The sequence below is a fragment of the Kitasatospora sp. NPDC059599 genome (assembly GCF_042735125.1).
Lineage (GTDB): Bacteria > Actinomycetota > Actinomycetes > Streptomycetales > Streptomycetaceae > Kitasatospora.
In genome coordinates, this window is the sequence record NZ_JBHWCL010000104.1 from 1 (window position 1) to 19,395 (window position 19,395).

A 19,395-nucleotide genomic window follows, 5' to 3' on the forward strand; every position below is an offset into this window, starting at 1 on the left:
TTTTTGTGCGGGGGGGTGGGGGGGGGGGGGGGGGCGGGGTGGGGGGGGGGGGGGGTACGGCGACGCCGCCGACACCCGGGGGTGACGGCGGCTTCGGCGGGGGTCAGGCCTTGCGGAGCTGGAAGGCGAGGCCCAGGGACTCGTCGGAGAAGGTCTCGGACTCCCAGTCGGCCGTGCCGGCGGCGAAGTCGGTCGCGAGGACCTCCTCGGCCACGAGGGCACCGTGCTCGGCGATGGCCTCGGCGGTCTCCTCCGTGGTGGCGCGCCAGCGCAGGACGATCCGGTCGGCGACGTCCAGACCGGAGTTCTTGCGCGCCTCCTGGATCTGGCGGATGGCGTCGCGGGCGACGCCGAGGCGCTTGAGCTCCGGGGTGATGGCCAGGTCGAGGGCGACGGTGGCACCGGACTCGTTGGCGACGGCCCAGCCCTCGCGCGGGGTCTCGGTGATGATCACCTCGTCGGGCGAGAGGGTGATCGTCTCGCCGTTCAGCTCGACGCCGGTCTCGCCGCCGGCCCGCAGCTCGGCGGCCAGGCGGGCGGCGTCAGCCGCGGCGACCGCCTTGGCGACGTCCTGCACGCCCTTGCCGAAACGCTTGCCCAGCGCGCGGAAGTTGGCCTTGGCGCTGGTGTCGACCAGCGAGCCCCCGACCTCCGAGAGCGACTCCAGGGCGGAGACGTTGAGCTCCTCGGCGATCTGCGCGCGCAGGTCGGCAGGCAGCTCCTCCCAGCCCTGGGCGGCGACCAGCGCGCGGGAGAGCGGCTGACGGGTCTTGACGCCGGATTCGGCGCGGGTGGCCCGGCCCAGCTCCACCAGGCGGCGGACCAGCGCCATGTGCCGGGAGAGGTCGGTGTCGATCAGCGACTCGTCCGCCTGCGGCCAGGTGGCCAGGTGGACCGAGGCCGGGGCGTCCGGGACGACCGGGACGACCAGGTCCTGCCAGACCCGTTCGGTGATGAACGGGGTGAGCGGGGCCATCAGGCGGGTGACCGTCTCGAGCGCCTCGTGCAGGGTCGCCAGCGCGGCGGCGTCGCCCTGCCAGAAGCGGCGGCGGCCGCGGCGGACGTACCAGTTGGACAGGTCGTCGACGAAGCCGGAGAGCAGCTTGCCGGCGCGCTGGGTGTCGTACGCCTCGAAGGCCGCGTCGACCTCGCGGACCAGGGTGTTCAGCTCGGAGAGCACCCAGCGGTCCAGCTGCGGGCGGTCGGCCGGTGCCGGGTCCGCCGCGGACGGGGCCCAGCCGGACGTGCGGGCGTACAGGGCCTGGAAGGCGACGGTGTTCCAGTAGGTGAGGAGGGTCTTGCGGACCACCTCCTGGATGGTGCCGTGGCCGACCCGGCGGGCCGACCAGGGCGAGCCGCCGGCCGCCATGAACCAGCGGACGGCGTCGGCGCCGTGCTGGTCCATCAGCGGGATCGGCTGCAGGATGTTGCCCAGGTGCTTGGACATCTTGCGGCCGTCCTCGGCCAGGATGTGGCCCAGGCAGACGACGTTCTCGTAGCTGTTCTTGTCGAACACCAGGGTGCCGACCGCCATCAGCGTGTAGAACCAGCCGCGGGTCTGGTCGATCGCCTCGGAGATGAACTGCGCCGGGTAGCGCTTCTCGAACAGCTCCTTGTTCCGGTACGGGTAGCCGTACTGGGCGAAGGGCATCGAGCCCGAGTCGTACCAGGCGTCGATGACCTCCGGCACGCGGGTGGCGGTGCCGCCGCAGTCGCGGCAGTCGAAGGTGACGTCGTCGATGTACGGGCGGTGCGGGTCCAGGTCGCCCTGGTCGGTGCCGGTGAGCTCGGACAGCTCGGCCAGCGAGCCGACGCAGGTGAGGTGGCCCTCCTCGCAGCGCCAGATCGGCAGCGGGGTGCCCCAGTAGCGGTTGCGGCTGAGCGCCCAGTCGATGTTGTTGTTCAGCCAGTCGCCGAAGCGGCCGTGCTTGACCGTCCCGGGGAACCAGTTGGTGGCCTCGTTCTCGCGGATCAGCGCGTCCTTGACGGCGGTGGTCCGGATGTACCAGGACGGCTGCGCGTAGTAGAGCAGCGCGGTGTGGCAGCGCCAGCAGTGCGGGTAGCTGTGCTCGTACGGCAGGTGGCGGAAGAGCAGGCCGCGCTCCTTGAGGTCCGCGACCAGGGCCTCGTCGGCCTTCTTGAAGAACTGGCCGCCGACCAGCGGGACCTCGGGGGCGAAGGTGCCGTCGGCGAGCACGGGGTTGACCACCGGCAGGCCGTACTTGCGGCAGGTCGCGAGGTCGTCCGCGCCGAAGGCGGGGGACTGGTGGACGATGCCGGTGCCGTCCTCGGTGGTGACGTAGTCGGCGTTGAGGACGTAGTGCGCGTCCTCGATCTCGACCAGGTCGAAGGGGCGGCGGTAGGCCCAGCGCTCCATCTCGGCGCCGGTGAAGGACTCGCCGGTGGTCTCCCAGCCCTCGCCGAGCGCCTTGCCGAGCAGCGGCTCGGCGACGACCAGCTGCTCGTTGCCGTCGGTGGCCACGACGTAGGTGACCCCGGGGTGGACGGCGGCGGCGGTGTTGGAGACCAGGGTCCACGGGGTGGTCGTCCAGACCAGCAGCGCGGCCCGGCCGGCCAGCGGGCCGCCGGTCAGCGGGAAGCGGACGAAGACCGAGGGGTCGACCACGGTCTCGTAGCCCTGGGCCAGCTCGTGGTCGGACAGGCCGGTGCCGCAGCGCGGGCACCAGGGGGCGACCCGGTGGTCCTGGACCAGCAGGCCCTTGTCGAAGATCTGCTTGAGCGACCACCAGACGGACTGGACGTAGGACGGGTCCATCGTCCGGTAGGCCTCGTCGAGGTCGACCCAGTACCCCATGCGGGTGGTCAGCTCGGCGAAGGCGTCGGTGTGGCGGGTCACCGAGTCGCGGCACTTGGCGTTGAACTCGGCGATGCCGTACGCCTCGATGTCCTGCTTGCCGGAGAAGCCGAGCTCCTTCTCGACGGCGAGCTCCACCGGGAGGCCGTGGCAGTCCCAGCCGGCCTTGCGGGCGACGTGGTAGCCCTTCATCGTCCGGTAGCGGGGGAAGACGTCCTTGAAGACGCGGGCCTCGATGTGGTGGGCGCCGGGCATGCCGTTGGCGGTCGGCGGGCCCTCGTAGAACACCCACTCGGGGCGGCCCTCGGACTGCTCCAGGCTGCGCTGGAAGATCTTGTTGTCCTGCCAGAACGACAGGATCCGGTGTTCCAGGGCAGGCAGGTCCACCTGCGCCGGGACGGGGTGATAGAGGGCCGCGCGCAGCCCGTCGTCGGAAGGGTTGTCGTGGGTGACGGGTCGGGAGCTCATCGCGGGCGTCTACCTCCGGCGGATGCTGGGACTGGATCCTCCGGAGGGACGAGACGGCCTGGCCGCCCCGCGGTACCACCCTCCTTGGCCGCGGTGCTGCGTTGCGGCCCTCTTGTTTGGGCTTGCTGCCGGTTCTAGTGGACCGCTGCGGGCTTCGCGGCGGCCGTTCTTCCGGCGGCTCCGGGGTGATCTTCCCGCCGTGCACGCCCCCGGGCTCACACCGTCCCCGGGTCGCTGGTGGCTGCGTACGTCGGTACTCGTCCCATCTGCGCCTTGCAGGGTCAGTGTATCGGCCGGGCGAGTCCGTTTGTCCAAACCGTTTCGGGCGGGCGGGGCCCGGGGAGGGCGGCGGGGCTGGTCAGGGCGGTCGTCGGGGTGGTGGTTAGGAGGGGGTGAGGTGGGCACAACCCTGTCAGCGCGCGGGGCGTGGCGGTTGGGGCGGCTGCCTGGGTGGGATCGTTGTGAGGTGCCGGTATGTCATGTTGTGACCGGTTTTGATCGGGATTATCGTTCCGGCACTGGGAGCCGCCGGGAACCGGCGGCTCGATTCGTTCGTAGATGGGGTCGAAGCCATGGCTGAGAAGGGAACCGGCGCGGGTACCGCCACCAAGCGGGCACGCAAGGCCGTGGCGGTCGATCCAGGGGAGGGGACCGTGACCACTACCGCACCGAAGAGCAGCACCGACACCGTCACGCCGCGCGGGGCCGAGTCGGTGGACCCGGCCACGCTGCCGGTCAGGCCCGGCGAGGACCCGTGGACCACCGAGGAGGTCCACGAGCTGCACAACGAGCTGATCAGCGAGCTGGACAGGCTGCAGAACGAGATCGACGCCGCCGAGGCGGCCATCTCCGGCCTGATGCGCGACTCCAACGACGGGGCCGGCGACGACCAGGTGGACGCCGGGACGAAGAACATCTCGCGGGAGAGCGAGCTGGCGCTGGCCAACAACGCGCGCGACAGCCTCGCCCAGACCCAGCGCGCCCTGGACCGGCTGGAGGGCGTCGGCTTCGGCACCTGCGAGTCCTGCGGGCAGGCCATCGGCAAGGCCCGGATGCAGGCCTTCCCGCGGGCGACGCTCTGCGTGCAGTGCAAGGCCAAGCAGGAACGCCGCTGAGGCGGCCGCCGAACCGGGCGGCCGGAGCGACGCGGGGGGTCGGGCTTGCCGTACGCTCGACCCCGTAACGTCGCCTGACGCGTCCGCGCCCGTGGACGCGTCCAGGTCGTCACCGGCCCACCACCCTCCCCCTCCTACGGCCGGGGGAGCTCCATCGGCAGCGGAGCGGATCATCAGTACGCAAGGTTCCCCCCAGACCCGGGACGACGCCGTCCCGTCCCCCGGCGATGCCGTGGAGGTGCCCGTGGCCGAGCCGTCCGAGGCGGCGTCCGTGGACGAACCCGCGGTCGCGGAGAAGCCCAGGGGTCCGCGGCGGATCGGGGTGCTGCTGGTCATCGCGCTGCTGGCGTTCCTGATCGACCTCGGCAGCAAGCTGCTGGTCGTCGCGAAGCTGGAGAACCACGCGGCGATCAAGGTGATCGGGGACGTCGTCACCTTCCAGGTGATCCGCAACTCCGGGGCGGCCTTCGGGATGGGGCAGGCGCTGACCGTCGTCTTCACGATGATCGCCTCCGCCGTCATCGTGGTGATCTGGCGGATCGCCCGCCGGCTGTACAGCCTCCCGTGGGCGATCGCCCTCGGGCTGCTGCTCGGCGGGGCGCTCGGCAACCTCACCGACCGGCTGTTCCGCGCACCGGGCGTCTTCCGCGGGCACGTCGTGGACTTCATCTCCGTCCAGCACTTCGCGGTCTTCAACCTCGCGGACTCGGCGATCGTCTGCGGCGGGATCCTGGTCGTCCTGCTCTCCTTCCGGGGCAGCAACCCGGACGGGACCGTCCACCAGCAGGGCGGCAAGGGGGCGTAGCCCCGGCGGCGGGAACGCGGCGCGCGGGAGCGGGCCGTGTTTCCGGCATACTCGTACGGGTGAGTACCGCAGCGCAGATCCGCAGCCTCCCCGTTCCCGACGGCCTGGAGGGCGAGCGTCTCGACGCCGCCCTGTCCCGGATGTTCGGCTTCTCCCGGACCAAGGCCGCCGAACTGGCCGCCGACGGCAAGGTGACGCTCGACGGCGCCATGGCCGGAAAGTCGGACCGGGTGACCGGCGGTTCCTGGCTGGAGGTCGAGATCCCCGCTCCGGCCGCCCCGGTCCAGATCGTCGCCGAGCACGTCGAGGGCATGCGGATCGTCCACGACGACGAGGACATCGTGCTGATCGACAAGCCGGTCGGCGTCGCCGCGCACCCCAGCCCGGGCTGGACCGGCCCCACCGTGATCGGCGGGCTCGCCGCGGCCGGGTACCGGATCTCCACCTCCGGCGCGGCCGAGCGCCAGGGCATCGTGCACCGGCTGGACGTCGGCACCTCCGGCCTGATGGTCGTCGCCAAGTCCGAGCGCGCCTACACCGACCTCAAGCGGCAGTTCCACGACCGGATCACCGACAAGCGCTACCACACGCTGGTCCAGGGCCACCCGGACCCGATGAGCGGCACGGTGGACGCCCCCATCGGACGCCACCCCAGCTCGGACTGGAAGTGGGCGGTGACCCGAGAGGGCAAGCCGTCCGTCACCCACTACGACCTGATCGAGGCGTACCGGGCCGCGTCGCTGCTGGCGATCAAGCTGGAGACCGGGCGCACCCACCAGATCCGCGTCCACATGTCCGCGCTGCGGCACCCCTGCGTGGGCGACCTGACGTACGGCGCCGACCCGACGCTGGCCAAGCGGCTCGGGCTGACCCGGCAGTGGCTGCACGCGGTGTCGCTCGGGTTCGAGCACCCGGCGGACGGGCAGTGGGTCGAGTTCTCCAGCGAGTACCCGGCGGACCTCCAGAAGGCGCTGGACGTCATCGCGGCGGAGAGCTGAGATGAGTGCCGACCCGGGGGCCGGCGTGAGCGCGGGCCCGGGCGTCGCGGTCAGGATCGCCGAGGGCGAGGCCGACCTGGCGCTGGTGCGGGCCGTACGGCGTGAGGTCTTCGTCGTCGAGCAGAACGTGCCGGAGGAGCTGGAGTACGACGAGTACGACCGGACCTCGGTGCACCTGCTGGCGGTGGGTGCCGACGGGGCCGCGCTCGGGACCGGGCGGCTGATCTTCGGCGACCAGGCGCGGGAGCTGACCGGGGGCGTCGAGGGACGGGTGCTGCTCGGGCGGCTCGCGGTGCTGCCGGCGGCCCGGGGGACCGGGCTGGGCGCCGAGCTCGTGCGGGCGATCGAGGCCGCGGGGGCCGAGCGCGGGGCTTCCGAGGTGGAGCTGCACGCGCAGGTGCAGGCGCTCGGGTTCTACGAGCGGCTGGGGTACCTGGCGGAGGGACCGGAGTACGACGACGCCGGGATCGCGCACCGGACGATGACGCGGGTCCTGTAGGCATCCGGGGCCGGGCCCTTCGGGCGGCCCCCTGCTTCGCGCGGTTCCCCGCACCCCGCCCGGGGTGCGGGGAACTCGCCGTTCCGGGCACGGGCCCGGGGTGGGATCAGGTGTCGGTGGTGCGGAGGCGGGGCAGGGCCCGGGGGTGCTCGTCGCGCAGGTGGGCGACGAGCTGCTCGCGGACGTCGAAGCGGAGCTGGGCGGCGTCGTCGGGGCTGCGGGCGGTCATGGTGGCGCGGACGACGATGGTGCTGGGGGTGGTGTCGGTGACGTGGAGCGCCCATTCGACGCCGTCCCACAGCGGGTGCCGGTCGAGGACGGCCCGCAGGGCCGTGCGCAGCTCATCCACCGGGGTGCAGTGGTCGAGGTGGAGCAGGACGGCGGCGAGCAGACCCGGGTCGCGGCGGGTCCAGTTCTCGAAGGGCTTGTTGACGAAGTAGGAGACCGGGACGACCAGCCGACGGTAGTCCCAGAGGCGGACCACCAGGTAGGAGAGGGTGATCTCCTCGACCGTCCCCTGCTGGCCGTCCACCACCACGGTGTCGCCGATCCGGACGGTGTCGCCGAAGGCGATCTGCAGGCCGGCGAAGAAGTTGCCGAGGGTGCTCTGGGCGGCGATGCCGGCCACGATGCCGATGATGCCCGCCGAGGCGAGCAGGCCGGCGCCGATGGTGCGCATGGCGGAGAAGGTCAGCAGCATCACGGCGACGGTGACCACGACGACCACCGCGCTGAGCACCCGGCGCAGCATGCTGATCTGGGTGTGCACCCGCTGGCGGCGGGCCGGATCCTCGGTGCGGGTCTCGTAGCGGCTGAGCAGGGCCTCCAGGGCGGCGGCCACCACGCGGACGGTCAGCCAGCCGAAGGAGGCGAGCAGCAACAGCAGGAGCAGGTGCTGCGCACCCTCCTCCTCGGGCGCCGGGACGAGCTGCCGGAGCGGCTCGGTGGCGAGCAGCAGGGCCGAGGCGACGACGAGCTGGAGCGGGACCCGGCAGCGGCGGAGCAGCGCCCAGACCGGCGCCCCGGGGCGGCGGGCGGCGACCCGCTGGAGGGACTGGTCGACGATCCAGCCGATCGCCAGGGTGGCGGCGACGGTGGCGAGCAGCGAGATCAGCGGCCGGAGCATGGGCCGTACGATACTCGGGCGCAGTGGGGCGAACCGGGCGAAAAGGTGTGGCGGATCGGAGGGGGGCCTCGTCGGGTGCGGGTGGCCTTATCGGGTGCCTACCCGGACGGCGGATACGATCAGCGGCCATGGAGTTCGGTGGGGCATGGCGCCGTTGGCGCGGCCGGGGTACGACGGTCGGACGCAGGGTGCTGGCCGGTGCGGTGGCGCTGGTCGCGGTGGCCGGGATCGGCACCGTGGCGACGGCGTCCGGCGGTGAGCAGGCGGTCCACGAGGAGGACCGTTTCCTCGGCATGCCGGAGACGCCCGGCAGCACGCAGCAGGTCCAGCTGGACACCTCGTTCTTCACCGCCGGCAGCGGGCCGCGGCCCGCGGTGCTGCTCGCGCACGGCTTCGGCGGTTCCAAGGAGGGCGAGCGCGAGCGCGCCCGGCAGCTCGCCCGGCAGGGCTACGCGGTGCTGACCTGGTCGGCCCGCGGGTTCGGGCGCTCGGGCGGCAAGATCGGCCTCAACGCGCCCGACCGCGAGGTCGAGGACGTCCGCCACCTGGTGGACTGGCTGGCCCAGCGGCCCGAGGTGCAGCTCGACGGGCCCGGCGACCCGAAGGTCGGCATCACCGGAGCCTCCTACGGCGGGGCGATCTCGCTGCTGGCCTCCGCCTACGACCACCGGATCGACGCCGTGGCGACCCAGATCACCTGGTGGAACCTGGCCGACGCGCTGTTCCCGCAGGGCGTGCAGGGCTCGGACGCCGTGGACGGCGTGTTCAAGAAGCTGTGGGCCGGGATCTTCTTCACCACCGGCTCGGCAGCCCCCGGTTCGGCGGGCGGTCTCGGGCCGTCCGGCGGTGCGCCGCGCGAAGGCGGCGAGGCGAAGCCGGTGGGGGACGGGCAGGTCGGGTGCGGGCGGTTCCTGGAGTCGCTCTGCCAGATGTACGACCGGGTCGCGACCGCCGGGCACGCCGATCCGGAAGCCGTCGCGCTGCTCGACCGCTCCAGCCCGTCCTCGGTGGCGGCGCAGCTCAAGGCGCCCACGCTGGTGGTGCAGGGGCAGCAGGACTCGCTGTTCCCGCTCGACCAGGGCGACCGGATCGCGCAGGCGGTCGCCGCGAACGGCGCTCCGGTGGCCGTGGACTGGTTCGCGGGCGGGCACGACGGCGGGACGGACACCAGCGCCCGGGTCGACGACCGGGTGACGGCCTGGTTCGACCACTACCTGAGGGGCCGCGGGAGCGACACCGGGGCGGCGTTCCGCGTGACCCGGACCGGCGGAGTGGACTCGACCGGCTTCCAGGCCGTGCTGCGCGGGGCCACCGCGGAGCGGTACCCGGGGCTCGGCGGGACCGGTTCGCGCTCCGTCGAGCTGACCGGCGGGGAGAAGACCGTCGCCAATCCGCCCGGCGGGGCGCCGCCCGGGATCTCGACGCTGCCGGGCATCGGCGCGCTCAGCCAGGCGGCCTCGCTGGGCGCCGGACTGTCGCTGGACTTCCCCGGGCAGAACGCCGCCTTCGACTCCGCGCCGCTGGACTCGCCGCTGCACCTGACCGGGCAGCCGACCGTGCCGGTGCGGGTCACGTCGGACCGGCCGGACGCGGTGCTGTTCGCGAAGCTGTACGACGTCGGACCGGACGGCAAGTCGGTGCTGCCGCAGCAGCTCGCCGCGCCGCTGCGGGTCACCGGCGCGGACGCGGGGCGGACCGTCACCGTGGCGCTGCCGACCGTGGACCACACCTTCCCGGCCGGACACCGGGTGCGGCTGGTGCTGGCGAGCACCGACCTCGCGTACGCCTCGCCCGTCGAGCCGGCGACCTACCGGGTCGCGCCGGCCGGGCCGGTCACCGTGCCGACCGTCGAGGGACTGGTCACCGAGGCGGCGCCGCTGCCCGCGCGGACCTGGCTGCTGCCGGTGGCCGCCGCCGTGGTGGCCGCCGGCCTGGTGCTGGTGCCGCGGCTGCGGCGCCGGCGGGCGGCCGGTGGGCCGGACTTCGATCCTGAGCTGGCCGCGGTGCCGCTGCGGATCAGCGGGCTGAGCAAGCGCTACAAGGGCTCCCAGGACCGCTACGCCGTCCGGGAGTTGGGCTTCCGGGTGGAGCAGGGGCAGGTGCTCGGGCTGCTCGGGCCGAACGGCGCGGGCAAGACCACCACGCTGCGGATGCTGATGGGGTTGATCCGGCCGGACGCCGGGGAGATCCGGATCTTCGGGCACCTGGTGCGGCCCGGTGCGCCGGTGCTGTCGCGGGTCGGGGCCTTCGTGGAGGGCGCGGGCTTCCTGCCGCACCTCACCGGACGCGCTAACCTGCGGCTGTACTGGCAGGCGACCGGGCGGCCGGAGGCCGACGCGTGCTTCGACGAGGCACTGGCCATCGCGGGGCTCGGCGAGGCACTGGACCGCGCCGTGCGGACGTACTCGCAGGGCATGCGGCAGCGGCTTGCCATCGCCCAGGCCATGCTCGGGATGCCGGACCTGCTGATCCTGGACGAGCCGACCAACGGGCTGGACCCGCCGCAGATCCGCGAGATGCGCGAGGTGATGATCCGGTACGCGGCCGGCGGGCGGACCGTGATCGTGTCGAGCCACCTGCTGTCCGAGGTCGAGCAGAGCTGCACGGACCTGGTCGTGATGGACCGCGGTCAGCTGGTGACGGCGGGCCCGGTCGGCGAGATCGTGGGCGCCGGAGAACTGCTGATGATCGGCGTCGCCGCCCCCTACGACCCGCAGGCGGCGGCCGAGAAGGTGGCCGCGCTGGCCGGTGTCGCCTCGGCGGAGGCCGTCGAGGGCGGGCTGCTGGTGCGGCTGGACGGACAGGCGGCGAGCGAGCTGCTCGCGGAGCTGGTGCGGCTGGGGGTGCCGGTGGAGAGCGCCGGGCCGCAGCGGCGGTTGGAGGACGCGTTCCTGTCGTTGATCGGAGGTGGTGCGGAGTGAGTTCGGTCTCTGAGGTCTCCGCAGTTTCGGCGGACCACGCGGAGGGCTACCGGGCGAGCCGGACGCTGCCGCTGCGGGTGGAGGCGATGCGGCAACTGCGCCGCCGCCGCACCCTGGTGATCGGCGCGGTGCTCGCCGCCATGCCGTTCGTCATCCTGGCCGCCTTCCAGATCGGCGGCACCCCCGGCCGACCGGACCGGACCACCTTCATCGACCTGGCCACCGCCTCGGGGGCCAACTTCGCGGTCACCATGCTGTTCGTCGGCACCGGCTTCATGCTGGTGATCCCCGTCGCGCTGTTCTGCGGGGACACCGTCGCCTCCGAGGCCAGTTGGTCCTCGCTGCGCTACCTGCTGGCCGCGCCGGTGCCCCGGGCACGGCTGCTGGCACGCAAGTTCGCGGTCGGGCTGGCGTTCTCGGCGGTCGCGGTGGTCATGCTGCCCGCGATCGGACTGCTCGTCGGGACGGCCGCCTACGGATGGGGTGACCTCAAACTGCCCGCCGGCGCCAGCCTGCCGGCCGGGGAGGCACTGCCCCGGATCGCGATCGCGGTGGCCTTCGTCCTCCTCAGCGAGATCGTGATCGCGGCCCTCGCATTCTGGCTGTCCACGGCGACGGACGCGCCGCTCGGCGCGGTGGGCGGCGCGGTGTTCGTGTCGATCATCACCGGGGTGCTGGACGCCGTCACCGCGCTCGGCGACCTGCGGGAATGGCTGCCGGCGCACTGGCAGTACGCCTGGGCCGACGCGCTGCAGCCGCAGCTCGAATGGGGAGGCATGGTGCAGGGCGTCTCGCTGTCGCTCTCGTACGCGGCGGTGCTGCTGGCGTTGGCGTTCCGGGGGTTCGCGCGCAAGGACGTGGTGTCGTAGCGCGGCCGCGGTGGTGTCGCCGGGGCCGGCGGGCGATGGGGGATCATGGGTGGGTAGCTGACCCCCGCAGGTGAAGGACCCGAACCGTGGCCCAGATCGTCCTCTTCCACTCCGCCTACGGGCTGCGCCCCGCCGTGCGGGCCGCCGCCGAGCGGCTGCGCGCCGCCGGGCACACCGTGCACACGCCGGACCTGTTCGAAGGCCGGACCTTCGACTCGATCGAGGACGGGCAGGCGTACCAGGAGGAAGTCGGCGGCAGCGAGGAGATGCTGCGCCGGGCGGTGACCGCGGCCGCGCCGCTGTCCGAGGGCGGGCTGGTGTACGCGGGCTTCTCGCTCGGCGGCGCGATCGCGCAGAACCTGGCGCTGGCCGACGAGAAGGCGCGGGCCCTGCTGCTCCTGCACGGCACCTCGGACCTGCGCGAGGACGCCGCCACGTCGATCCCCGTGCAACTGCACATCGCGGAGCCGGACCCGTTCGAGCCGGAGGACTGGCTGAACGCCTGGTACCTGCGGATGCGGCGGGCCGGGGCCGAGGTCGAGGTGCACCGCTACCGGGGCGCCGGGCACCTGTTCACCGACCCGGAGCTGCCGGACCACGACGCGCAGGCGGCGGAACGGGCCTGGGCGGCGTCGCTGGACTTCCTGGCGGAGGTGGACGGGCAGGAGGACTGACGGCGCCGCGGCCGCCGGCTGTTCGGTCGGCGGGTCGGCGGGTCGGCGGGTCGGCGGGTCCGCGGGTGGCCGGCGGCAAAAGTGGTGGTCCCTCCGTGTACGCCGGAGGTACGGTGACGGCCGTTTCGGTCGGAGCACAGGGGGTTGCCGTGGATTCAGCGGGGCGTGTCGACAGGTCGCGCGGTCGGGTGTTCGGTGAGGCGGCGGAACTGTACGACGCCGCCCGGCCCGGGTACGCCGACGGGCTGGTGACCGAGGTGCTGGCGTACGCGTGGCTGTCGCCCGCGGGGTCGGGGGAGCCCACGGGGTCGGCGGAGCCCACGGGGTCGGGGGAGCGCGCGGTGGTGGAGATCGGCGCGGGGACCGGTAAGGCCTCCGTGCTCTTCGCCGAGCGCGGGGTGCCGCTGGTCTGCGTCGAGCCGGACCCGCGGATGGCGGAGGTGCTGCGGCGCAACACCTCGGGGTACCCGCGGGTGCGGGTCGAGACCGGCGGTTTCGAGGAGTGGTCGGCGCAGGGGCGGACGTTCGGGCTGCTGTTCGCCGCCACCTCCTGGCACTGGCTCGACCCGGCGCGGCGCTGGGACCTGGTGCACGACGCGCTCGAACCGGGCGGCGCCGTCGCGCTGTTCTGGAACCCGCACGGGGTGGTGGACGACGGGCTGTACGAGGAACTCGGCGCGATCGACCGGCGCTACGGCGTGGAGGGCTCGCCGCACTGCCGGCGGGCCGCCTACTACGGGGACGTGCCGGGCAACGGGGAGCCGTTCTGGCCGGAGGCCGAGTGCCGGGCGGACGGCCGGTTCGCGGACCCGCGGGGCGTCCGGTTCCGCGAGGAGGTCCGGTACGGGACCGAGCGCTACCTGGACTTCCTGGCTTCGGTCTCCAGCTACCGGGTGCTGCCGGAGGAGCGCCGGGCCGGGGCGCTGGCGGAGACGGGCCTGGTGCTGGACGCGCGGGGCGGGGGGATCGAGATGCTGCACGTGAGTGATCTGTTCCTCGCGCGGAGGGCGGCGTAGGGGCCGGCCCGAGGACGGGCAGGGGGAGGGCCGGGTCGGGGCGGAAGCCCCGGTTCGGCCCCCGGCGTTTCCGGGACCCGGTGCCGCCGGGGCGGGTGTGACCGGCGGGGCTCCGGGCGACCCACGGTGCGGATGTGATGGACCGTCAGGGCGGCGTCCGGGGGCGGCGGAAGTGCCGGTACGGCGCCGGTTGCGGGGCGGAAGGACTGTTTCCGGACAGCTACCCTCAGTGATCGACGGGATGGTGGTCCAGACCTCTTGTCGGGCACGTGCCACCCTGCCAGCAGGGATGATCGAACTACGAACTGTTGTTAACCGGGCGGCCGTCCCGGCGTCACGGTCCGGCGGGCCGTCAGGATGACCGGATTCCCCACGGCGTCGTTGATCTCCCGGGAAACCTCTCCATAGAGTCACGGTGCACTCCGACCTCACCAGCTGTCCAAATCCGTGGAAATGCCGTCGAGCCATTTCCCGTGACTCAAGCATTGGAGAGCGGCACATGCTTGTTCTCGGAATCACCAACAACGACCTGGCCGGCGCCTGCCTGGTTCAGGGCGGAACGGTCGTCGCGGCCGTCAGCGAGGAACGCTTCTCCCGGGTCAAGGACCACAAGGCCTGGCCGGAGCAGTCGATCGACTACGTCCTGAAGGAGGCCGGGGTCACCCTTTCCGATGTCGACCGGGTGGCCTACGGATGGCAGGCGGGATTCAGCGCCGAAAAGCACCTGCTGCTTTACGTGGACCGTATTTCGGAGGAAGCCCGGCTGCGCCCCGAGGCGCTTCCGCACCTCCGCAAGCGGATATCCGACGAAATTCTGAACGACCGCGAGAAGCGCGGCGAGTTCGACGCCTTCATCGAGGAGAACGGGCTTCGCGGCAAGGTGGTTCACGTCGACCACCACGAGTCGCACGGCTTGGGCGCCTTCCTCTGCTCCCCGTTCGACGACGCCCTCGTGGTCACCTGTGACGGCCGCGGGGACTTCCAGTCCCTGACCGTCACGCACTACTTCCCCGGCGGCGAGGAGGTGCTCCAGCGCGAGACCTCGATCGACAGCCTGGGCTACTTCTACGGCCGGATCACCAAGCTGCTCGGCTTCCGGCCCAACCGCCACGAGGGCAAGATCACCGGCCTCGCCGCCAACGGCGACCCGGAGAAGCTCCTCCCGCTGATGCGGCGGATGATCGACGTCGAGGAGAACGGGGCGATCCGCGCCCGCTGCGGAGACTGGTACCAGCCGTCCTACGAGGGCTACTCCGAGGCGCTGCTCGCCGAGATCGCCACCCACGAGCCGGCCGACGTCGCGGCGGCGGCCCAGCGGCACGTGGAGGACCTGCTGACCGCCGTCGTGGCGCAGCACATCGGCCGGGTGGCCGGCGGCAACGTCTGCCTGTCCGGCGGCGTGTTCGCCAACGTCAAGCTCAACCAGCGGATCTTCGAGACCGCGGGCGTGCGGAACATCTACGTGCTGCCGCCGATGGGCGACGGCGGGCTGCCGCTGCAGACCGCCGTGATCGTGGCCCACCGGGAGACCGGCGAGCGCCCGCGGGTGCCCTCGATGGCCCTCGGGCCGGACGCCGCGATCTCCGAGGGCCGGCTGGAGGAGGTCCTGCGGGACTACCCCGAGCTGCGCTACCGGCGGATCGGCGAGGACATGCGGGAGGTCCTGCTGGCCGCGCTGGAGGCGGACCAGGTCATCGGCACCTACCGGGGCCGGATGGAGTTCGGCCCGCGCGCGCTCGGCCGGCGCAGCGTCATCTACGGCACCGCCGACGTGACGATGAACGACTGGCTCAACAAGCGCCTGAACCGCACCGAGTTCATGCCCTTCGCGCCGATCACCGCCGAGGACCTGGCGCCCGACTGCTACGTGGGCTGGGAGCCGGAGCAGCCCTCGGCGCTGTTCATGACCATCACCTACGACTGCCACGAGCCGTTCGCCAAGGCCTGCCCGGCGGTCGTGCACGTCGACAACACCGCGCGCCCGCAGATCGTCCGGGCCCAGGACGACCCGTTCCTGCACGGCCTGCTGATGGCCTGGTACGACCGCAGCGGCCAGGCGGCGCTGGTGAACACCTCGTTCAACAAGCACGAGGAGCCGATCGTCGGGTCGCACCGCGACGCGCTGGACCCGCTGGCCGACGAGGTGATCGACCTGCTCCTGGTCGACGACGTGTACCTGGTCTGGAAGGACACCGCCGACAGCTACATGGCGCGGCAGGCCGCCTAGGGCTTGTCCGAGCCGGAGGCAGGGTCGGGCGGTCCACCCGTGAGGTCTAGTCCAGTTGACCGTCCGGCCCCGTCGGATGTGAACTATCGTCAGATCGTATGGCGCAAGCGCCGAGTGAGGAGACCGATGCAGCCGCAAGCCGGAACGCGGTACGAGGTCGAGGCCGTCGTCTTCGACATGGACGGGGTCCTGATCGACTCCAGGCCCGTGATCGAGGAGGCGTGGCGGTCGGTGGCCCGGCGCCACGGCCGGGTGCTGGCCGACCCGGAGGTCGAGGAGTACGTCCACGGCCGCACCGGCGACCAGACGGTGCGGCTGATCTTCCCGGACCACTCGGACGCCGACCGGAAGTCGATCTGGGCCGAGGTGGACACCGTCGAGGAGGAGGCGCCGTACCGGGCCGTCCCCGGCGCGGACGGACTCGCCACCCGGCTCCGGGACGCCGGTGTGCCGGTCGGCCTGGCCACCAGCAGCTGGACCCGGAAGATCGACAACGCGCTGGGCGGGCTCGGTCTGCTCGACGTCTTCCGGGTGCGGGTCACCCGGGACGACGTCGAGCGCGGCAAGCCGCACCCGGACCCGTACCTGGCGGCCTGCCGGGGCCTCGGCATCCGGCCGCAGCGCGCGCTGGTCTTCGAGGACTCGGTCAGCGGGGTGCGCTCCGCGGTCACCGCGGGGGCGGTGTGCGTCGGGATCGGCGGGCCGGCCCTGGTCGAGGCCGGCGCGGTGGTCGCCGTCGCGGACTTCACGGCGCTGGTGGTGGGCGGGACGGCCGAGGAGGCCGGGACGATCACGCTGACCGACCCGGACGGGCGGGTCACCGTGGCGCTCGTGCGCGGGCCCGTCGGTGGCTGAGGCGGGCCGGGCCGCGTCGAACCGGGCGCTGGTGGACTCCGCGCCGGGAGCGCCGGCCGGGGCGGGGACGCCGGCGGGGACATCGGCGGGGACGGGGACGTCGGCCGGAGCGGAGGCGCCGGCGGGACCCGGGGCGCCGGTGATGGCCCGGTCGGCAGCGGTGTCGGCGTTCTGCGTCTTCCTCGTCCTGGGCGTGCTCACCGCCTCGCTCGGCGCCTCGCTGCCCTTCCTGCGGGAGCGGTTCGGCGCGGAGCACGAGGTCGGGCGGGTGGTCTCCGCGTACAACCTCGGCGCGCTCGCGGCCACCGTCTGCATCGGGCTGCTCGGACGGCGGCTGAACGTCCGGGCGGCTCCGCCCGTCCTGCTCGCGGTCTTCGCGGCGGGCGCGGCCGGGATGGCGGCCAGCCCCGGCTGGACTGCCTACCTCGGCTGCGCCGCCGTCACCGGCATCGGGTACGGCGGGCTGGCGCTCACCCTCAACACGGCGTTCGCGCGCGGGTTCGCCGGGAACAGCGTGGTGATGGTCAACCGGCTGAACGCGGTCTTCGGGATCGGCGCGATGCTGGGCCCGCTGGCCGCGGGGGCCGTCGGGCACACGGACATCCGGCTGCTGGCGCTGGCGGCGGCGGTGTGCGCGCTGCCGTGCTTCCTGGTCGGACGGGCGGGGGCGGTGCTCACGGCCGCGCCGGCGCGGACCGACGCGGGCCCGCAGGACGGCCGACGCGCCCGGACCGGGTTGCAGTTGCTCCCGTTCCTGCTGGTGGGCCTGGTGTACGCGGGCATGGAGACCAGCATCGGCACCTGGCAGTCGACCCAGCTGGTCCGCGACGGCTGGAGCACCCAGGCCGCCACGACGGCGGCCTCCGGATTCTGGGCCGGGATGGCCCTCGGGCGGCTCGTCGTCCCCCAGCTGACGAGGCGGATTCCGGGCCGGACCACCCTGCCGGCCTACCTGGCGGCGGGGCTCGGCGCGTTGGCGCTGGCGGCCGTGCCCCACCTCGCGGTGGTGGCCTACCCGCTGGCCGGGCTGGCGTTGGCGCCGGTGCTGCCGACCCTGATCGCCTGGGTCTCGGGCGTGGCGGAGGTGCCGCAGCAGGCGACCTCCGTGCTGACCCTGTGCTGCATGCTCGGCAACGCCGTCGTGCCGGCGGTGGTCGGGGCGCTCAGCGGGTCGGGCGGGGCGGTGGTGATCCCTCTGGTGCTGGCCGGTGCGTGTCTGCTCTGCCTCGGGCTCGCGGTGTGGCTGCGGGCCGCCCGGCGGTAGGCAGTCAGGCAGGCAGGCAGTCAGGCTGTCAGGCAGGCGTTGCCGTTGGGGTTGCGGTTGGGGTTGCGCAGGACGTCGGCTGGGCCGACTTCCTGCGCGCGGCCGTGGGGTGCGGGACTCAGCCGGGCGGGGGCGGGGCGGTGCGCCCGTGGATCGGGCCTCCCGGGGTGTACCAGCCGGCCTTCTTGCGGACCGCCGGGCTCGGGTCCCCGGTGCGGGCGGCCTCCAGGGCGGCGAGGGCGCGAGGGTCGGTGTGGACGAACTTGCCGACCAGTTCGGCGGCCCGCATGCGGACCTGCGGGTCGGGGTCGCCCGCCAGACGCCGCAGCCCGGGACCGAGCACCCGGTCGGCGCCCGGGGCGCAGGTGTCGCCCTTGCACCGGTCGCAGGCCAGGGCGTGGAAGGCGGCGATCCGGACCCGGGCGTCGGGGTCGTCGGCCATGGCGATGAGCAGGTCCATCGAGTCGGTGTCGACCAGGTGGTCGAGGAGGCGGCAGCAGCCCTCCCGTACCGCCGGGTCGGCGTGGGAGAGGCCTGCGCGGATGGCGTCGAGCGCGTCCGCTGCGCGGTGCAGCAGTTCGCGGTAGGCCGCCACGGTGCGCTGTGGGTCCCCCAGGCAGGAGACGAGGGCTTCGTCGTCGGTCCGTGAGAATCCGAGCATGGGACGAGTGTCCGGCCGAACGGGCCTCCGGGCAAAGGGATTTGTGCGGGGGTCTCAGCCGCGGCGGCGGGTGCGGCCGTAGACGAAGAGGCAGAGGCAGGTGACGGCGGCGATGCCGCAGGCGAGCATGCCGAGCGCGAGGAGCATGATCGTGGTCTCGTCGAGGCCCTGGACGAACTCGTGGTCGGAGTTGCCGTTGGCGTCGACGGTGACCTTCTCGCCGTCCGGGTGGCCGGAGATGTAGCCGACCATCGCGATGATGCCGCCGACGCAGAGCACGGCGGCCGCGAGCAGCCAGCCGCCAGCCTTGCGGGTCCACTCCTCGCCGGTGAGCAGAGGGGCGTTCGGGCAGTGGTCGATCACGGCGTTGCCCAGGGCCGAGGCGCCGGTGGCCAGACCGTCGACCCGGACCCGTCCGCCGCCGGCGACGGTGAGGACACAGCGGTAGTCGTTGCCGAACCGGTGGGCGAGGGCGCCGACCGAGTTCCGGCGGGTGGGGACGGTGACGGCGGTGATCTGAGCCCAGGTCCAACTCCCCTTGCGACCACGGGCATTGCCGTGGACCAAGCCGTACTCGCGGACCTCGAAGTACTCGCCGGAACCGCCGCGCAGCGCCCGTAAGGCCTGCGTGAGGCCGATGCCCAGTCCGGACACGCCGAGGCCGAGGATCACACCGAGCCCCTTGCCGCCGCCCGAGGAGCCGTCGTCCTGGAGGAGTGCCCACAGGCCCAGCCAGGAGGTGAGCACACCGATCGGCAGGGCCCAGGCGGCGTTGACCCACCGGGTGCGGGTGGCGACCCGGTGACGGCTGACGAGGGCTCCGAGCGCGTCGGGGGCGGCGGTGGTATCGGTCACGGCGGCCAGTCAAGCAGGGGGGTCTGTTCGCCTCAAGGGCATTGGCGCGATGAGTGGTTGACGCGGCCGGCGGGACTTCCCGAAGGTGCGGGCACGGGTGCGGGCGCGGTGGCCCGGCGGCCGGTGCGTGGTCGACGCGGACGGATGCGCGGATCCCGAAATGTGGAGCGCCCGCCCCGAGGGTTCAGGGGCGGCGCACCACCCGGCGGGGCGGGGGCTACAACTGG

At 73.2% G+C, this 19,395-nt stretch carries 15 protein-coding genes; 11 read left to right on the forward strand and 4 right to left on the reverse strand.

Annotated features, from left to right (window positions below; genetic code table 11):
* Positions 1-103: 103 nt before the first annotated feature.
* The gene (gene ileS, locus ACFV04_RS29675) at positions 104-3,283 is read right to left on the reverse strand and encodes an isoleucine--tRNA ligase (protein ID WP_380533696.1); all 3,180 of its coding nucleotides are present in this window, start codon (positions 3,281-3,283) and stop codon (positions 104-106) included.
* Between the two features lie 653 nt (positions 3,284-3,936).
* Between ileS and ACFV04_RS29680 the strand changes: the two genes are divergently transcribed.
* From ACFV04_RS29680 to ACFV04_RS29695, 4 genes are all read left to right on the forward strand, one after another.
* The gene (locus ACFV04_RS29680) at positions 3,937-4,398 is read left to right on the forward strand and encodes a TraR/DksA family transcriptional regulator (RefSeq protein WP_360256922.1); all 462 of its coding nucleotides are present in this window, start codon (positions 3,937-3,939) and stop codon (positions 4,396-4,398) included.
* 169 nt (positions 4,399-4,567) lie between these two features.
* On the forward strand, positions 4,568-5,203 hold the full coding sequence (lspA, locus tag ACFV04_RS29685) for a signal peptidase II (protein WP_380338292.1): 636 nt from the start codon (positions 4,568-4,570) through the stop codon (positions 5,201-5,203).
* 59 nt (positions 5,204-5,262) lie between these two features.
* Positions 5,263-6,201 carry an RluA family pseudouridine synthase gene (locus ACFV04_RS29690; protein ID WP_380533698.1) on the forward strand — a complete coding sequence of 313 codons (939 nt, stop codon included), beginning with the start codon at positions 5,263-5,265 and terminating at the stop codon, positions 6,199-6,201.
* Position 6,202: 1 nt separating this feature from the next.
* Positions 6,203-6,700: a GNAT family N-acetyltransferase gene (locus ACFV04_RS29695; RefSeq protein WP_380337989.1), complete on the forward strand. Its 498-nt coding sequence runs from the start codon at positions 6,203-6,205 to the stop codon at positions 6,698-6,700.
* 106 nt (positions 6,701-6,806) lie between these two features.
* Here ACFV04_RS29695 and ACFV04_RS29700 read toward each other — a convergent pair whose 3' ends face one another.
* Positions 6,807-7,826, reverse strand: coding sequence for a mechanosensitive ion channel family protein (locus tag ACFV04_RS29700; RefSeq protein ID WP_380337992.1), 1,020 nt, complete (start codon positions 7,824-7,826; stop codon positions 6,807-6,809).
* A gap of 128 nt (positions 7,827-7,954) precedes the next feature.
* Between ACFV04_RS29700 and ACFV04_RS29705 the strand changes: the two genes are divergently transcribed.
* The 7 genes from ACFV04_RS29705 (at position 7,955) to ACFV04_RS29735 (ending at position 17,652) form a co-directional block, all read left to right on the forward strand.
* Complete coding sequence (locus ACFV04_RS29705; protein ID WP_380533700.1) at positions 7,955-10,747, forward strand: alpha/beta fold hydrolase; 2,793 nt, start codon at positions 7,955-7,957, stop codon at positions 10,745-10,747.
* A complete protein-coding gene (locus ACFV04_RS29710) occupies positions 10,744-11,616 on the forward strand; it encodes an ABC transporter permease (RefSeq protein ID WP_360256908.1) in 873 nt (290 codons plus the stop codon). The genes ACFV04_RS29705 and ACFV04_RS29710 overlap by 4 nt, the downstream gene beginning before the upstream one ends.
* Before the next feature lie 86 nt (positions 11,617-11,702).
* Entirely contained in the window at positions 11,703-12,290 is a 588-nt protein-coding gene (locus ACFV04_RS29715; RefSeq protein ID WP_360256905.1) for a dienelactone hydrolase family protein, read from the forward strand.
* 188 nt (positions 12,291-12,478) lie between these two features.
* Positions 12,479-13,306, forward strand: coding sequence for a class I SAM-dependent methyltransferase (locus tag ACFV04_RS29720; protein WP_380533703.1), 828 nt, complete (start codon positions 12,479-12,481; stop codon positions 13,304-13,306).
* Positions 13,307-13,805: 499 nt separating this feature from the next.
* On the forward strand, positions 13,806-15,533 hold the full coding sequence (locus tag ACFV04_RS29725) for a carbamoyltransferase (protein ID WP_380533705.1): 1,728 nt from the start codon (positions 13,806-13,808) through the stop codon (positions 15,531-15,533).
* A 126-nt stretch (positions 15,534-15,659) separates the two neighbouring features.
* Positions 15,660-16,388: an HAD family hydrolase gene (locus ACFV04_RS29730; RefSeq protein WP_380533707.1), complete on the forward strand. Its 729-nt coding sequence runs from the start codon at positions 15,660-15,662 to the stop codon at positions 16,386-16,388.
* Positions 16,389-16,530: 142 nt separating this feature from the next.
* Positions 16,531-17,652, forward strand: a complete 1,122-nt coding sequence (locus tag ACFV04_RS29735; RefSeq protein WP_380533709.1) for an MFS transporter — start codon at positions 16,531-16,533, stop codon at positions 17,650-17,652.
* Between the two features lie 118 nt (positions 17,653-17,770).
* On the opposite strand, the gene ACFV04_RS29740 is transcribed toward ACFV04_RS29735, so the two are convergent.
* Positions 17,771-18,313 carry a HEAT repeat domain-containing protein gene (locus ACFV04_RS29740; RefSeq protein WP_380533713.1) on the reverse strand — a complete coding sequence of 181 codons (543 nt, stop codon included), beginning with the start codon at positions 18,311-18,313 and terminating at the stop codon, positions 17,771-17,773.
* A 54-nt stretch (positions 18,314-18,367) separates the two neighbouring features.
* The gene (locus ACFV04_RS29745; RefSeq protein ID WP_380533715.1) at positions 18,368-19,168 is read right to left on the reverse strand and encodes a hypothetical protein; all 801 of its coding nucleotides are present in this window, start codon (positions 19,166-19,168) and stop codon (positions 18,368-18,370) included.
* Positions 19,169-19,395: the final 227 nt, after the last annotated feature.

Coding starts and splice junctions, on each gene's coding strand:
- ileS (WP_380533696.1), bottom strand. CDS start 3,283: ATGAGCTCCCGACCCGTCACCCACGACAACCCTTCCGACGACGGGCTG.
- ACFV04_RS29695 (WP_380337989.1), top strand. CDS start 6,203: ATGAGTGCCGACCCGGGGGCCGGCGTGAGCGCGGGCCCGGGCGTCGCG.
- ACFV04_RS29700 (WP_380337992.1), bottom strand. CDS start 7,826: ATGCTCCGGCCGCTGATCTCGCTGCTCGCCACCGTCGCCGCCACCCTG.
- ACFV04_RS29705 (WP_380533700.1), top strand. CDS start 7,955: ATGGAGTTCGGTGGGGCATGGCGCCGTTGGCGCGGCCGGGGTACGACG.
- ACFV04_RS29725 (WP_380533705.1), top strand. CDS start 13,806: ATGCTTGTTCTCGGAATCACCAACAACGACCTGGCCGGCGCCTGCCTG.
- ACFV04_RS29730 (WP_380533707.1), top strand. CDS start 15,660: ATGCAGCCGCAAGCCGGAACGCGGTACGAGGTCGAGGCCGTCGTCTTC.
- ACFV04_RS29735 (WP_380533709.1), top strand. CDS start 16,531: ATGGCCCGGTCGGCAGCGGTGTCGGCGTTCTGCGTCTTCCTCGTCCTG.
- ACFV04_RS29740 (WP_380533713.1), bottom strand. CDS start 18,313: ATGCTCGGATTCTCACGGACCGACGACGAAGCCCTCGTCTCCTGCCTG.